At 49.2% G+C, this 14,914-nt stretch carries 13 protein-coding genes and 1 pseudogene; 9 read left to right on the top strand and 5 right to left on the bottom strand.

Going from position 1 to position 14,914, the window contains the following annotated elements; translation table 11 throughout:
* Positions 1-233: pseudogene (locus EHN13_RS23880) on the bottom strand (peptidase T); the annotation flags it as partial.
* Between the two features lie 1,316 nt (positions 234-1,549).
* Between EHN13_RS23880 and EHN13_RS23875 the strand changes: the two are divergent.
* Both EHN13_RS23875 and EHN13_RS23870 read left to right on the top strand, forming a co-directional pair.
* Complete coding sequence (locus tag EHN13_RS23875; RefSeq protein WP_048212521.1) at positions 1,550-1,807, top strand: YjhX family toxin; 258 nt, start codon at positions 1,550-1,552, stop codon at positions 1,805-1,807.
* Positions 1,808-1,817: 10 nt separating this feature from the next.
* Positions 1,818-2,564 carry an SAM-dependent methyltransferase gene (locus EHN13_RS23870; RefSeq protein WP_061067359.1) on the top strand — a complete coding sequence of 249 codons (747 nt, stop codon included), beginning with the start codon at positions 1,818-1,820 and terminating at the stop codon, positions 2,562-2,564.
* A gap of 56 nt (positions 2,565-2,620) precedes the next feature.
* On the opposite strand, the gene EHN13_RS23865 is transcribed toward EHN13_RS23870, so the two are convergent.
* The gene (locus EHN13_RS23865) at positions 2,621-3,190 is read right to left on the bottom strand and encodes a DJ-1/PfpI family protein (protein WP_048212523.1); all 570 of its coding nucleotides are present in this window, start codon (positions 3,188-3,190) and stop codon (positions 2,621-2,623) included.
* A 397-nt stretch (positions 3,191-3,587) separates the two neighbouring features.
* Between EHN13_RS23865 and EHN13_RS23860 the strand changes: the two genes are divergently transcribed.
* From EHN13_RS23860 to EHN13_RS23830, 7 genes are all read left to right on the top strand, one after another.
* Entirely contained in the window at positions 3,588-4,700 is a 1,113-nt protein-coding gene (locus EHN13_RS23860; RefSeq protein WP_116360922.1) for an agmatine deiminase family protein, read from the top strand.
* 146 nt (positions 4,701-4,846) lie between these two features.
* Positions 4,847-5,377 (top strand): tetratricopeptide repeat protein, encoded by a 531-nt coding sequence (locus EHN13_RS23855; protein ID WP_370528846.1) that lies wholly within the window; start codon positions 4,847-4,849, stop codon positions 5,375-5,377.
* A gap of 208 nt (positions 5,378-5,585) precedes the next feature.
* Entirely contained in the window at positions 5,586-7,238 is a 1,653-nt protein-coding gene (locus EHN13_RS23850; protein ID WP_101742741.1) for an ATP-binding protein, read from the top strand.
* Positions 7,231-7,926 (top strand): response regulator, encoded by a 696-nt coding sequence (locus tag EHN13_RS23845; RefSeq protein WP_124022182.1) that lies wholly within the window; start codon positions 7,231-7,233, stop codon positions 7,924-7,926. The genes EHN13_RS23850 and EHN13_RS23845 overlap by 8 nt, the downstream gene beginning before the upstream one ends.
* Before the next feature lie 260 nt (positions 7,927-8,186).
* Positions 8,187-9,275: an ABC transporter substrate-binding protein gene (locus EHN13_RS23840; RefSeq protein ID WP_061067354.1), complete on the top strand. Its 1,089-nt coding sequence runs from the start codon at positions 8,187-8,189 to the stop codon at positions 9,273-9,275.
* A 76-nt stretch (positions 9,276-9,351) separates the two neighbouring features.
* The gene (locus tag EHN13_RS23835; protein WP_005133551.1) at positions 9,352-11,121 is read left to right on the top strand and encodes an ABC transporter permease; all 1,770 of its coding nucleotides are present in this window, start codon (positions 9,352-9,354) and stop codon (positions 11,119-11,121) included.
* Entirely contained in the window at positions 11,114-12,184 is a 1,071-nt protein-coding gene (locus EHN13_RS23830) for an ABC transporter ATP-binding protein (protein WP_101742737.1), read from the top strand. The genes EHN13_RS23835 and EHN13_RS23830 overlap by 8 nt, the downstream gene beginning before the upstream one ends.
* Positions 12,185-12,475: 291 nt before the next feature.
* Here EHN13_RS23830 and EHN13_RS23825 read toward each other — a convergent pair whose 3' ends face one another.
* The 3 genes from EHN13_RS23825 to EHN13_RS23815 all read right to left on the bottom strand — a co-directional run bounded on the left by EHN13_RS23825 (position 12,476) and on the right by EHN13_RS23815 (position 14,794).
* Positions 12,476-13,486 carry a Shedu immune nuclease family protein gene (locus EHN13_RS23825; RefSeq protein ID WP_062740435.1) on the bottom strand — a complete coding sequence of 337 codons (1,011 nt, stop codon included), beginning with the start codon at positions 13,484-13,486 and terminating at the stop codon, positions 12,476-12,478.
* A 3-nt stretch (positions 13,487-13,489) separates the two neighbouring features.
* Complete coding sequence (locus EHN13_RS23820; protein WP_071886698.1) at positions 13,490-13,819, bottom strand: hypothetical protein; 330 nt, start codon at positions 13,817-13,819, stop codon at positions 13,490-13,492.
* 702 nt (positions 13,820-14,521) lie between these two features.
* A complete protein-coding gene (locus EHN13_RS23815; RefSeq protein ID WP_000783295.1) occupies positions 14,522-14,794 on the bottom strand; it encodes an Ogr/Delta-like zinc finger protein in 273 nt (90 codons plus the stop codon).
* Positions 14,795-14,914 lie beyond the last annotated feature (120 nt).

The raw sequence follows: 14,914 nt of genomic DNA, 5'->3' as shown, positions 1-14,914 counted from the left end.
AAAAAGGAAACGACAGGAATATTATCGTCAGTATTTCCAGGTAATGTTGCCGTTACAATCGCCGTATCCCTGACTTCAATGTTTTGCATCCCTAATACTTCAAGCTCTGCTGCGAGCAGTTTTGCCAGCACCATTTGGCCTGGGGAAGACGGCATGATGCCATTTGCGCCATTTTCCCGTGAGGTTGTGGTATTGATTTTGGTGTAGTTAATAAAGCGTTCAACAATATCCATTGTGGGACATCCTTTAATGTTTCATTCATGGGGTACTGCGAGGAGATACCTGCATGCAGCGCGAGAGGGATACATCTGAAGTGTCAAATAAAATCAGCGCTCATCCCAGACCACTGATCTCATGAGTGTTCTGACAACGATTTATATTAAGGAAGATAAAAAACCGATCGTTATGCTTGTAATCAAAAATCGCCTTTTTGATGATCACATCATATTCCCTGCTTGTTTTTACGACTATTTTACATGGTGTTAAGCTAACAGAAGCCATAACAGTTTCCGTCTACCCAAGAGATAATGGAAATCATTTAAGTCTCCATATCCTATAAAGACACAAGGCAAACCATCGCTATATTTTTTTAATGAACGAATACCATTACAGCTACGTGCAACCGTTTGCACTTCTCTAGAAATAGCCATTTAGTGCATTAAAATCCATGAGCAAGGTCACATTTATCCCAACGACAAGAAAAACATATCACGCTGAAAAACAGACAATTATAAGCGCCACTATACTATACCCTGGTAAACAGAGGGATAGCTGAACAATTCATTACGGAATAGAAACGCCGCGGTACTATTATAAAACCATGATATCCGGCATCATTAGTCATAGTAGCCATAATAACACCTGGCACGGTGTTAAATTATTATTAATAGGTACTACCCGATGAATTACAGGTAAAAAAACCTCTACCCTGAGAAGAGATACAGAGTAGAGGAAATACGGGTGTAAAGGACATATTTATAATTTTAATGATAACAGAAGAGTCTCTTGCAGAAACAAGTATACACATTTCTCACCATAGAGAGAATTCTTAAACAGAAATAATTTACAGAACATCATCCTGCGATAGCTATAATAAATACTGCTTATCATAAATAAAACAATCAATCCCGACACGCTTAAATCAGGCTAATATATTAGCGTGTAATATAAGAACGAAGAGTGCAGAATAACTCAAATTCATATTTTCTAAAGCCACTTAACTATAAAATATTTTAATGATTTAATATGTTAATAACATTACAACAATTTAAAGCTATTCGATGCGACGGGATGTCCTTCCAGGCCATTTTTCCGTTGCAGGTCACACTTTTACTGGCGCAAGATTCCCATCCAACATTCCACCGCTATCATACACCGTGTAAATACCTTTCAACTCAACCCGAGGCTTTGATGCTGGAGAATGTCATCATCAGATAATCAGTTTGCCGACCTTATCAGGCCGGACTGGTTATCAATGCGCTGAAATCGAATGCGGACACCGCTGTGTGTTTGCACGTTTTGCACATGATGATTAAACAGGTTTCCCAGTATGAATTTATCCCGTCAGGAACAACGTACCTTACACGTTCTCGCCAAAGGTGGCCGCATTGCGCACGTCCGCGACAGCGCTGGCCGCGTCACATCCGTTGAATGTTATAGCCGTGAAGGATTGCTGCTCTGCGACTGCACGCTTGAGGTGTTTAAAAAGCTCAGAACCAAAAAGTTGATCAAATCCGTCAATGGTCAGCCCTACCGCATCAACACCACCGGATTAAACAATGTTCGCGCCCAGTTAGATAATCGCTAAGGAGAGAGTGATGGATATTCCCAAGATTTTTACGATCAGCGAAAGCGCTCATCGCATTCATAATCCGTTCACCGCGCAAAAATATGCCACATTAGGTCAGGCGCTACGTATGACGCCAGGAACCCGTGTTCTGGATCTGGGCAGTGGTTCCGGTGAGATGCTCTGCACCTGGGCACGCGACCATGGCATTACGGGGATCGGTATTGATATGAGCCAACTGTTTAGCGCACAAGCCAGACAACGCGCGGAACAGTTGGGCGTCACCGATCGCGTGAGCTTTATCCATAACGATGCAGCAGGTTATGTCGCGGATGAAAAATGCGATATCGCTGCCTGCGTCGGCGCAACGTGGATTGCAGGCGGTGTCGCCGGGACAATCACGCTGCTGGCAAAGAGCCTCAAACCTGGCGGAATCATCGTGATCGGTGAACCGTACTGGCGTCAAATGCCCGCCGCAGAAGATATTGCCCAGGCATGCGGAGCCGGCTCGGTGGCCGACTTTCTTTCCCTTGCCGACCTCGTTTCGTTTTTCGACAAACTGGGCTACGACCTGGTTGAAATGGTGCTGGCAGACCAGGAAGGCTGGGATCGATACGAAGCCGCTAAGTGGTTGACGATGCGTCGATGGCTGGAGGCGAACCCAAATGATGACTTTGCGCAGGAAGTCAGAGAGCAACTGAGGACGTCACCGGGACGCCATGTCACCTTCACCCGGGAATATCTCGGCTGGGGAGTATTCGCACTCATGCAACGGTAATTTTTTGCAGTCGGTATAGCCGGATGGGTTATACCGACCTGCAAAGCCGGTACCCGTTACTTCATTAATACTTCAACAAATTTAGCCAACCAGGCAGGATGAGCAGGCCATGCCGGCGCGGTAATCAGATTACCGTCGACGTGCGCCTGGTCAATCCCGATATCGGCATAATGCCCACCGCTCAACCGAACTTCTGGCGCACACGCTGGATACGCGCTGCAGGTCCGGTTTTCTAACACTCCGGCTGCCGCCAGCAGTTGCGGGCCATGACACACCGCGGCGATAGGTTTACCCGCAGAGTTAAAGTCTTGTACCAGTTGAATGACATCCGGATTCAGACGTAAATACTCCGGCGCCCGCCCGCCAGGGATCAACAAGGCATCATAATCCGCCTCGCGCGCATCAGAGAAATTCGCATTCAAGGTGAAGCGATGCCCGGGTTTCTCACTGTAGGTCTGCGCCCCATCAAAATCGTGAATGGCGGTCTGAACGTAGTCACCCTGACTTTTATCCGGACAGACGGCATCCACACGATGCCCAAGCATTTGCAAAGCCTGAAAAGGCACCATCGTTTCATAATCTTCGACATAATCTCCGACCAGCATCAGTATCTTCTTCATGCACATCCCCCACTCACGGTTATTAATGATGAGAAATAACGGCCATCTTTACTATAGTCCACACGGTTCATGGCATTAATAAATACAACAGAACAACCGGCCAGATCACAATCCGCGACAAGGCCCGTCAGACGAGGCTTCAGAGCCAACGGCGTGACACATGTTCATGCTGATAAATATAAATTATATATAAATATATAGTTGAGAAATTTTAATAGTAGTCAATTTCACTCATAATATAAAACTAAGAGATTGCAACGAATATCTCCTGTGCTATATTCCGCATGAAACTTACCCGCAATCAATTTATTTATTATTCAATATTTAAAATACGCAGAACATTAATTATCTATTATTATTTTATTCATCCAATATCAGATAAATATACGCAAAGGTTAATCCCATGATAACAAGACGTTCATTTGTCAGGCAGAGCCTGGTGACGTCAACGAGTATGCTACTCGCCAGCATGACGGGTATCAGTTTAAGCCAGATTGCCCGCGCAGCAGAGAGCCGCCGCTGGCAGATGCCGGATGAAGGAGCACCTCATGCTGCCACCTGGATGGCGTTTGGTGCCAGTGTGGCTATCTGGGAACCTCACCTGCTTCCCGTGGTACGGAAAAATCTGGCGCTGGTCGCGAACACCATTGCCGCCTTTGAACCCGTGAATATGCTGGTGCGCGAAGAAGACCACGCGCTCGCGGCAAAACTATGTGGGCCATCAGTTAACCTGCTGGTTCATCCAATTGACGATCTGTGGATCCGCGATACCGGACCAGTATTTGTGAAAAGCCCCCACGGCATGCCCGGTGGCGTTGGATTTAACTTCAACGGCTGGGGCGAGAAGCAGGAACACGATCGCGATGCCGAAGTGGCTGAATTTGTCACAGATTATGCTAAAGCTGAATTTATCCGCTCAACCTTGATCCTTGAAGGTGGCGGGATAGAGGTAGACGGCGAAGGGACAGCCATTATTACCGAAAGTTGTGTTCTCAATCCCAACCGCAACCCGGGCGTCAGTAAAGTTGAATGTGAAGCCGAATTAAAGCGCCTGCTGGGACTGGATAAGATCATCTGGCTACCAGGTATTGCCGGAAAGGATATTACCGACGGCCATACGGACTTTTACGCCAGATTCACACATCCGGGTACGGTGGTAGCGGGTCTTGAGCAGGACCCTACATCGTTTGACTACGCTGTAACCCGGCGACATCTGGAAATCTTACGCACAGCCACAGATGCAAAAGGACGGCACCTGAACGTGATCACGCTGGAAGGACCATCAACTATTCGCCAGAGCTATGCGAACAGTGATTTTGCCGCCGGTTATATCAATTTCTATCTGTGTAATGATGCGGTCATTGCGCCGGAGTTTGGCGATAAACGCACGGACCGTAACACGCGCGATATTTTGCAGGAGCAATTTACCGGGCGTGAGATTATTCAATTGAATATCGACGGTATCGCGGCCGGTGGCGGCGGTATTCACTGTGCGACCCAGCAACAGCCGCGTTAGCGGCTACTCCTTCTTTGCTAATAAAGCGGTGTATTAAAAATAAACGGCAGGTCAATTTATAGGCATCGATAATGAATAAAGCATGGGCTGCGCGGTTTACAGCATGCAAGAATCTTCACTCATACCGAGAGGACAGGACCATGAAGATGCACGCCATGACGAAAATACTGCCGTTGATTTGCCTGATCTCAGGCGGGCTGCTCTACTCCGCTGCAGCCAGCGCCATGGGAAATGACGATACCACCACACCAACATGCCCGAAGGGTCAGGTTTACGACAACAAAACCCAAAAATGTTTGCCCGAAAAAAGCAGCATGATCGACGATCAGGATAAAACGCAGTATGCGTATCACCTGGCGAAAACCGGCCATTATCAGGATGCCATCAATTTACTCGATACCTTACAGCAGCCCAATACGCGTGAAGCCTGGAACTATCGAGGCTACGCGACACGCAAGCTAGGGCGTACGGATGAAGGGATAAGTTACTACCAACGATCGATTGCCCTTGATCCGCACTATGCGAAAGTGCGCGAATATCTTGGGGAAGCATGGATGGTTAAAGGCCGCCCCGACCTGGCGAAAGCGGAGCTGGCAACCATTAAGAATATCTGCGGCACCCAATGCGAAGAGTATCGCGATCTGAAAGCCGCGATCGACGGACACCCAGAGTCATAGACCGGAAGATCCAAAAAAATCACCGTCAACGATGCGCATTTTCAATGGATACAGCCGTTGGATCGCATCGTCGACATACCGTTTATTGCCTCAGAAATTCGCGGAGAATGTAGGCAGTTCACAACTCTGTCGTCCCTCGATTACGGTTCGTATTTTCGCATGATAGGCTTTTCAGATGACCCTTTCTGCTCTGGCCGCTGCGGACTACATGAAACTCAGATTGCCCTTTCAGGTAAAGCTGTTCCTCTCGCTGGTGGCTTTTTCCTGCCTTCTGCTGGCGCTGCTTGGCGTATTGCTGTTTCACTTTATCGACCGTCAGTTGCACCACGATTTGGGCCAACGCGCGCGAGTACAGGCCAGCGAAATTGCCCTGATTCCCGGTCTGGCAGAAAAAGTACAGCAGCGGGATATTCTCGGTATCGCACAACTGATTCAGCCGCTGCGCGCCGAAAGCGACGCCAGCTATATTGTGATTGGTGATGCGCGTGAACAGCATCTTTACCACTCAGAATCCCCGGAGCGCCTTAACCTGCCGATGATCGGCGGCGACAATGCTGATGTACTGAAGGGCAAAACCATTATCACTGTGCGTAAAGGTGGGATCGGTGTCTCGTTACGCAGTAAAGCACCTATTTTCGATAGCCATCATCAGGTAATCGGCATTGTCTCCGTCGGTTACCTCACCTCCTACATCGCCAATATCAACGCCCGCCTGCTGTGGCGCACCGGAATGTACGGCCTTGCCCTGCTGCTGCTGCTGTTTATTTTTTCCTGGTTACTGACCCGTACGCTGAAAAAACAGATGTTCGGCCTGGAACCCAAAGATATCGCCCAGTTGGTGCTACAGCAAAAAGCGCTGCTGGAGGCGATGTACGAAGGAGTCTTTGCGGTCAATGCCGATAAACAGCTCATCCTCATCAATCGTGCCGCCCGGGAGATGCTCAATATTCGCCAGAGTGAACAAGCGCTGCTCGGCAAGCCATTGGATGAGGTGATTCAACTGCCGCCGTCATTTTTCGCGCCTGGCAATACCGCTTATGACAGCCGCCATCACGATCATATTACCGTCCTGAATCAACGGGAAACCATCGTCAACCGCGTGGCTATTGAAGTCGAGCCGGGCACCCAAAGCGGTTGGGTATTCAGCTTCCGCGATAAGAACGATATCAATACGCTCAGCAGTCAACTCAGCCAGGTGACCCGCTATGCCGATAACCTGCGCATCATGCGCCACGAGCAGCTCAACTGGACGGCGACGCTCGTCGGTCTGCTGCAGATGCAGCGCTATGACGATGCGCTGCGTTATATTCAGGTACAGTCAGAGGGGGCCCAGCAGGTGCTGGATTTCCTCTCCAGGCAGTTTGTCTCTCCGGCGCTGTGCGGCCTGCTGCTGGGGAAATATGTCGGTGCCCGCGAGAAAGGTGTTGAGCTGGTTTTCGACCCCGCCTGTCAGCTCTCGCGCCTACCGGAAGGGCTGAGCGAAACGGAGCTGATGTCAGTAATTGGTAATCTGGTGGACAACGCTGTCGATGCCACGTTGAAAACGCCAGCACGTACCGCGCCGGTGGAAGTGTATATATCGGATCGCAACCACGAACTGGTGATTGAAGTGGCTGACCGGGGCTGTGGCGTTGATGAGGCCATGAAGCCGCATATTTTTGAGCAAGGCTTTACCAGTAAACCCACTGACAGCAGTGAACTCACCGGTTCAGAACATGGTATTGGCCTGTACCTGGTCGCGGGCTACGTTCGTCGGGCCGGTGGCAGCATCGAAATAAGCGATAACATCCCGCAGGGTACCGTATTTTCGGTTTTCATCCCGTTCCAGATTTCTCTTTCGACAGGACCTTCCCATGACTGATATCCGCCCTCTTGAGGTTGTTATTGTTGAGGATGAGCCACATCTCGCACAGTTGCATCGGGAGTTTATTGAGCAAAACTTCCATCTGCGCATCGTGGGAATCGCGGGATCGCTGGAACAGGCCCGCGAACTGATCCTCCTTCATCAGCCACGTCTGCTGCTGCTGGACAACTATTTGCCGGACGGTCAGGGCGTTGAGCTTATTGATAGCCCGCTGCTCAAACAGTTTGAGTGCTCGGTGATATTCATCACCGCCGCCAGCGATATGCAAACCTGCAGCCATGCTATGCGCAGCGGCGCGTTTGACTACCTGCTAAAACCCGTATTTTCCCACCGTCTGCGGGCCTCGCTGGAGCGCTTTATGCTGCTGGAGCACACGCTGCGGCAGGTGAAAGTGGTGGATCAGCACGCGCTGGATAAGCTGTTCAATTTGCCTGCCGGGGAGTCTGCGGGGCAGGCGTCGACCAAGGGGATTGAGCCTGCGACGCTGGCGCGGGTGCAGCGGATTTTTAGCGATCATCCGGCAGTGAGTTGGTCGGTTGAGCAGGTGGTCGAGGAGGCGGGGATCAGTAAAACGACGGGGCGTCGGTATCTGGAGTACTGCGTGGAGATTGGGTTTGTTGTGATTGAGATTCAGTATGGGAGTATTGGGCATCCGCGGCGGTTGTATCGGAAGGGGGCTGACTGACAACTCCGTAGGCCGGATAAGCGAAGCGCCATCCGGCAGTGTTCCGTATAGTGCCGGATGGCGCTTCGCTTATCCGGCCTACAACGGTGAGCATTCCATTCTCTCAAATCCCCGCGCTCACGGTTTCTATGGTGTTAATTACCGAAACAACGCCAACAATCACATTTCCACCAGCCGGCTCTCTCTCCCCTCTTGTCTCTCCTCTCCCATCCGCTATGTTGACTTTTAGTTCCCAAAGTGTAACTAGAAGGTTAACAATAATGACAAACACATTCCGCATCTCTCTGATCTCTGCTGCTGTTTTCATGTCGTTTTCTGCCCTGTCCGCGCTACCGCAGGGGTATCCGGCTGACTACCAAAAGGTGGTTGATGCCGCCACCAAAGAAGGCAAAGTCGTGGTTTACTCCACAACGGATACCAAAGCGGCGGGGCCGCTGATTCAGGGCTTTGAAGCCACCTATCCGGGCATCAAAGTTGAATATAACGATATGAACAGCACCGAGCTGTATAACCGTTATATCAGCGAACAGGCTGCTGGCGGCGGCAGCGGTGACGTCATCTGGAGCTCCTCCATGGATACCGCGATGAAGCTCGCGACCGATTATGCGATGGAGTATGTTTCAGCAGAGCAGAACCAACTGCCGAAATGGGCGGTCTGGCACAACAAAGCCTACGGCACCACCTACGAGCCAGTGGTGTTTATTTACAACAAGCGCCTCATCCCGGCGAACGAGGTTCCGGATTCTCACGCCGCGCTGGCAAAGCTGATTGCAGGCCAGGTGGATAAATTCAAAAGCAAAGTCACCACCTACGATATCGAAAAATCCGGGGTTGGCTTCATGCTATCGGTGCTGGATTATAAGGCCGATCCGAACTACTTCAAAACATTGGCCGACGTGGCGAAAGGCGGGTTAGCCGTGCAATCGTCCACCGGTACGATGATGGAGAGGGTTTCATCGGGTGAAAACCTGATTGGTTATAATATCCTCGGCTCTTACGCCGAAGCGCGTGCCAAAAACGACCCGTCACTGGGCATCTCCTATCCGAAGGACTACACCCTGGTGCTGTCACGAGTTTCTTTCATCAGCCAGCAGGCTGAACATAGCAATGCCGCCAAACTGTGGCTGGACTATGTGCTGTCTGAAAAAGGGCAAAACATCCTCGCCAACCAGGCTGATATTCCCTCTATCCGTAACGACATCGAAGGTAAAAATGACATCGACGGAATGACCCAAATGCTGGGTAGCGCGCTGAAGCCGATCCCGGTTGATGAGTCATTACTTGAATACCTGCAACCGAAAAAACGTCTGGACTACATCAAACAGTGGCGTGAAGCCGCGGCCAAATAAGAGCCAGAACCAGGCGTACGGTTCACTGGTGCGCCTGGTACTCGCTTCCTGAATTCGTGTTACCGGATCTCCGCTTATGAATGCATTACGCAGAAAGTGGCAAAGCTTGCCGCGCGGCATCGTCGTGCTGTTAACCGCGCTGGTTATCTACACGCCATTGTCGTTCATCGTGATACAAAGCTTTTTGTCCGCGCCGTTTTTCTCGCCGGCAAAGGACTGGAGCCTTGAATCCTTTGGCTTTATTTTTACCGACCCTGACTTCTATAAAGCGCTGAAAAGCGGCTTTATTCTCGCATTCGGTCTGGTCATTATCGCCATTCCGCTGGGCGGCATTCTGGCCTTCCTGATGGTGCGTACCGACCTGCCCGGCAGACGGTTAATTGAGCCATTGATCCTTGTACCTATTTTTGTTTCACCGATGGTGCTGGGTTTTGGCTATGTGGTGGCCGCAGGGCCGGTAGGCTTCCTGTCACTGTGGGCACAATCGCTGATTGGCTTCGTGCCGTGGAATATCTACGACATGTCGAGCATCGTGGTCATTGCTGGCCTGACACACGTACCGCACGCTTATCTGTATATCTCGTCAGCGCTGCGCAGTGTGAGCTCAGACGTGGAGGAAGCCGCGCGTATCTCCGGCGCTTCCCCGCTACAGGTGATGACCTCGGTCAGCCTGCCGATGGTTCGCCCCTCGATTCTGTACGCCGTTGTGCTGCTGTTTTTCCTCGGTCTGGAAGTCTTTGGTCTGATGCTGGTGCTGGGCGATCCGGAAGGCAACATGGTGCTGGCGACCTACCTGTACCAACTGACCAATAAACTGGGTACGCCGTCGTATCACCTGATGGCGGCGGTCGCGGTGGTGCTGATTTGTCTGACCATCCCACTGGTCATGCTACAACGTCGCCTGATGCGTACCGCTAACCGCTTCGTCACCATGAAGGGTAAAGCCTCGCAGGCCCGCGCGCTGCCGCTGGGTAAATGGCGCTGGATAGCGGGGGCTGTGGTGGCGTTCTGGCTAACCATCACCATTGGCGTGCCGCTAATGGGCGTGGTGCTGCGTGCGTTTATCTCCAACTGGGGCGTAGGCGTTTCGCTGTGGGATGAGCTGTCGCTTAGCACCTTTCGCACCATCTGGGAACAGCCGAACCTGTTGCGGGCCATCGTCAACTCCATGGCGATTGGCGTAATAGGCGGCGCACTGGCGGTAGGTTGCTATCTGTTTATTGGTATCGCGATGCACCGCAAGCCGGATAACACCACGCGTTTTCTCGACTACAGCGTGCTGGTGCCCCGTGCGGTGCCGGGCCTGCTCGCGGGTCTGGCGTTTTTGTGGGTGTTTCTGTTCTTACCGATGTGGCTCGATAACGCGCTGAAATCCGGCTGGTTATCCGGCATGCCGTGGTCGCAGTGGTTGCGAGACACGCTGATTGTCTGGCTGCGCTCGCTGCGTAGCACCATTTTCAGCGTCTGGCTGGCGTATACGGTGGTGTGGATGGCCTACGGCCTGCGCCTCATCTCCTCAACGTTGCTACAAGTGGGGCCAGAGCTGGAGGAAGCGGCACGCAGCACCGGTGCGACGCGTGGCCAGATTACCCGCCACGTTACCATTCCGCTTTCGCGTTATGGGCTGATTGGCTCATGGCTGCTGATGTTCCTGATCTTTGAGCGTGAGTATTCCACGGGCGTCTATCTGCTGTCGCCGGGTACGGAAACCATCGGCTCGATGCTGGTATCTCTGTGGGCGGCAGGTGCTATCGACATCGTCGCAGCACTCTCGTTTATCAATATTCTGTTGGTGGTGGTGGGCCTGGGTATTGCCCTACGTTTTGGAGTGAAATTACATGATTGAATTATCGGTCGAGAACCTGCACTTAACCTACGGTGATAATCCGGTGCTAAAGGGCGTGACCATGGACCTCAAACGGGGCGAAGTGGTTTCGTTACTCGGGCCGTCCGGGAGCGGTAAAACCACCCTTCTGCGCGCGGTGGCCGGGCTGGAAAAACCGACACAAGGGTCAATTACCATCGGCAACAACAAGGTCTACGACGGCACCCCGCGCAGCGAAATCCCCGCCGAAGAGCGTAATCTGGGGCTGGTATTCCAGTCCTATGCCTTGTGGCCGCATAAAACCGTATTTGAGAATGTGGCCTACCCGCTGAAGTTGCGCAAAGTCTCCACCGCAGAGATCAACCAGCGGGTACAGGGTGTGTTGGATCAACTGGGCCTGGGACATCTGGGTAAGCGCCATCCGCATCAACTTTCTGGCGGCCAGCAACAGCGCGTAGCGATTGGCCGGGCGCTGGTTTATAACCCACCCGTGATCCTGCTCGATGAGCCATTATCCAACCTTGATGCAAAACTGCGGGAAGAAGCGCGCGTATTCCTGCGTGAGCTGATTATTAATCTCGGGTTGTCCGCGCTAATGGTGACGCATGACCAGGGAGAAGCGATGTCGATTTCTGACCGCATTTTGTTGCTCAACAACGGCAAAATTGAACAGCAGGGTACGCCGCAAGAGATGTATGGTTCCCCAAAAACGCTGTTCACCGCTGAGTTTATGGGCAGCAACAACCGTCTGCATGGCAAAGTCACTGACGTGCGTGACGGCAAAGCACGTATTGAAGGACGCGACTGGGTCCTGTGGGGTCAGGCGGGCGACGGCGTTCAGGTTGGCCATGAGGGCACCGCGGTGATCCGCGTTGAACGTGTGGCGCTGGCCGACGGGCCAGGCGAAAACCAGTTGGCTCTCCCGTTGCTCACCAGCATGTATCTCGGTGACCGCTGGGAGTACCTGTTCCGCACCGTAGCTGATGATTTTGTCATCCGCGCCTACGGCAACGAAGTACGCGATCCTCAGCATTGCCACCTGGCGTTACCCGAAAAACATGTTTGGGTGTTCCCAAAATCCTGATGCCAGAAGGGAGCGGCTGTCGCTGCTCCCTTTTCTGGAGGAAGGATAGCGGTAATACAGAAGATATATTTGAGCACAATGAGATAATGATGACATCAAACGGCCTGGGCCTGGTACAGGAAATGGGAAAAATCAGTCCGAGGAAACAGAGAAATGGTGCCGATAATAGGAATGAATCACAAAATCAATTGCATGATAATAAAAGACTTTTAAAAAAACACAACCTCACATGCCCCCAAAAGTGCCCCCTCAAAAATTGGATTGAAGAGGCTCATCTCAGATTCGAAGTAGTCAACTACCGGTTAACGCTTCACCAATAGCCTCTTCAATAATCTCTGCACTTCTCACGATAAATTTTGCTCGTTCTAGCAGCTCATCATAACAAATAATATCAATGTTTTTTAGATTTCTCCGATAAAGTTCAAAGGTCTTTTTCTTAATTAGTTTTTCTCTATCTGTACCAGAAATATCACCCAACGTTCCTATAATTAAAATACATTCAGGATCACATGTTCTTTCATTTATGAGATTACCTTCAGCCGTATAATTATCACGTTGACTTTCCACTTCCCAATTTGCTTTCTGAGCTAAAATTTGGCTAACAGCATCAGTAAGCTCGTTAGATAATCGCCAAGAATCTGCTCTATTTTGTCTGTTAACAAAAAGATTCGTTTGAGGCGTTTTTAACTCAATAATTTTAGTAAATCGTGAATCTGTAATTAAGAAATCAGCGATAACATCATTCGAACCATTTAAGTCCGTATGAGATATATGTGCTTCTCTCTGTAAAATACTTAGATATTTGTATCTAAGTCCGTAGCCAAAAATCCATTCATTTCTTTCAAAGAACCTTTGCCACTCGGTTTCAATATGATTATCAGCGTTATCATACATTCGCTGATATTCACTAAGTGCATCTTTCCTACCAAGAATAGTGTTTATATCATCATTTGTGAGCCGATTATTTATAACATGCTGCAATGCTAAAATAAGAGATGTACTTTCAGCATGTTCGAGTAGTTGCATAATCTCTTGCTGATTACCGCGAACCTCCACAAAGTTACCTGTAGTGGAGGTCCTTTCTCGGATAACACTATATTGTGAAAGATGTTGATACAAACGCCTTAAGTGGTCAATCTCAAGTTGACATGTGAACTTTGGCATAGCGGTACTTGAGCAATAAGCAAAAATATTAGCTCTTAAGTTAGATATGTCTTGAGATTCCCTATCCAAACCTGAAATATTTAACTGAAGGTTATTTATACCATCAGATCCAATCAAGTAAGAATGATCAACACTCATAAATCATACCTTAGAAATTACATTAGAATAACCGGTCCAAGAAGGGTTATAACCAGAATTAATTTCAAACTCTGGTAAATCATCTAAGATACGAATGTTATCAAGTTCAGAAAGATCAAACATTCTAAACTCAGGGAAATTAGGTGCGGAATCTGTAACGCCACCTGTTTGAACAATATGTACTTTTGTGGACTCTGTGTTATCTTTTCTTCTCATTATAAAAATAGCATGAGTATCCCCAATTCTTTCACCTCTAACCTTCCCTTCTTTTATATATTCGAATGAAATAGGTTTCCGTTGTTGTATAGCTTGCTGCAATATCCTTAAGCTCATTTCAACTCCTCATAAAAAGCATAAAAACTTAACTCATCACAATTAAGAAAATGTACATTAGTTTGAAACGTTGCAACAACCAATTAATCGCTTAACTAGGTTTTTGTCAACACTTTCCTAACTAACATATTGAATAATTTGATTCATCACAAAATTCTCACAACATCTCTACAAAAATGAGGGTAAATCCTGGCACTGATGATCCTTTTAAAGACATCATGGTGACCCGCTCACCAGACGCTGTCAAAAGCGATGGACACTGTAAACTTAGTCTACGCACCTTAATAACCAATCAGCCCAAGTCATGTTGGAATTGAACAAAAGATAAAAAAATCTTGTAAAGACAAAAATCGCACTACACCGCACCCGCCTGCGGTTTTCATATCACTAAAATTTTTCAGTTGTGATTTTTTACAAACGATACCGCCAGCCCGCGCCCGTTCTGGGGATGCTCTGCGAGACAGGAACTGAAAAGAATGAAAAGAAATTCAGCTTTTTTCAGTTTTACTGTCCGTCGCATTTGTGGTCTGAATACGTAACACTATGATATTAAATGGATAATTTATTTTAGGTGTGTAATTTTATGGAGGTTCGTGAAACACGAAAAATATAACAATATGAAAAATAATAATTTTATGTCCGCATAAACTGAAATCCTGTGTTCAGGTTCCGGGAACGGATCGGCCATTCCCGACGCATACTTTACCCATTCTTTTGCGCAGCCAGCAGCAACTTTAAAGCCTTTTCCCGCTCCTCGGGTGGAATGGCATCAATTAGCTCTTTAACCCTCCCCTGCCCATTCAGCGCGCTTGGACTAACGGAATGGGAGAAAGCAACATTCATCACAAACGAGTGACCGCACTCCACATTAGAGCAATAGCAATACACATCGTACAGCTGTGGGTGTTTCCTGTTTGTTTTACCTATCCGCGCTACTGCCTGACATGTGGGGCAGTACATTCTCATCATCTTCATCGTTCTGTGCCCTATACTGTTGCCCGCCAGAAGAAGGGATTTGGATCCCTACCTCTTGTTCTGAACGTGTAACACTGGTAACACGTGTAACGCTATTGATTTAAAAGGATTTAATCTGTT

It is taken from the genome of Citrobacter youngae (genome assembly GCF_003818115.1).
Classification (GTDB): domain Bacteria; phylum Pseudomonadota; class Gammaproteobacteria; order Enterobacterales; family Enterobacteriaceae; genus Citrobacter; species Citrobacter youngae.
The sequence above is the reverse complement of the archived record's forward strand: the minus strand, read 5'-3'. Positions and strand labels throughout refer to the sequence as shown.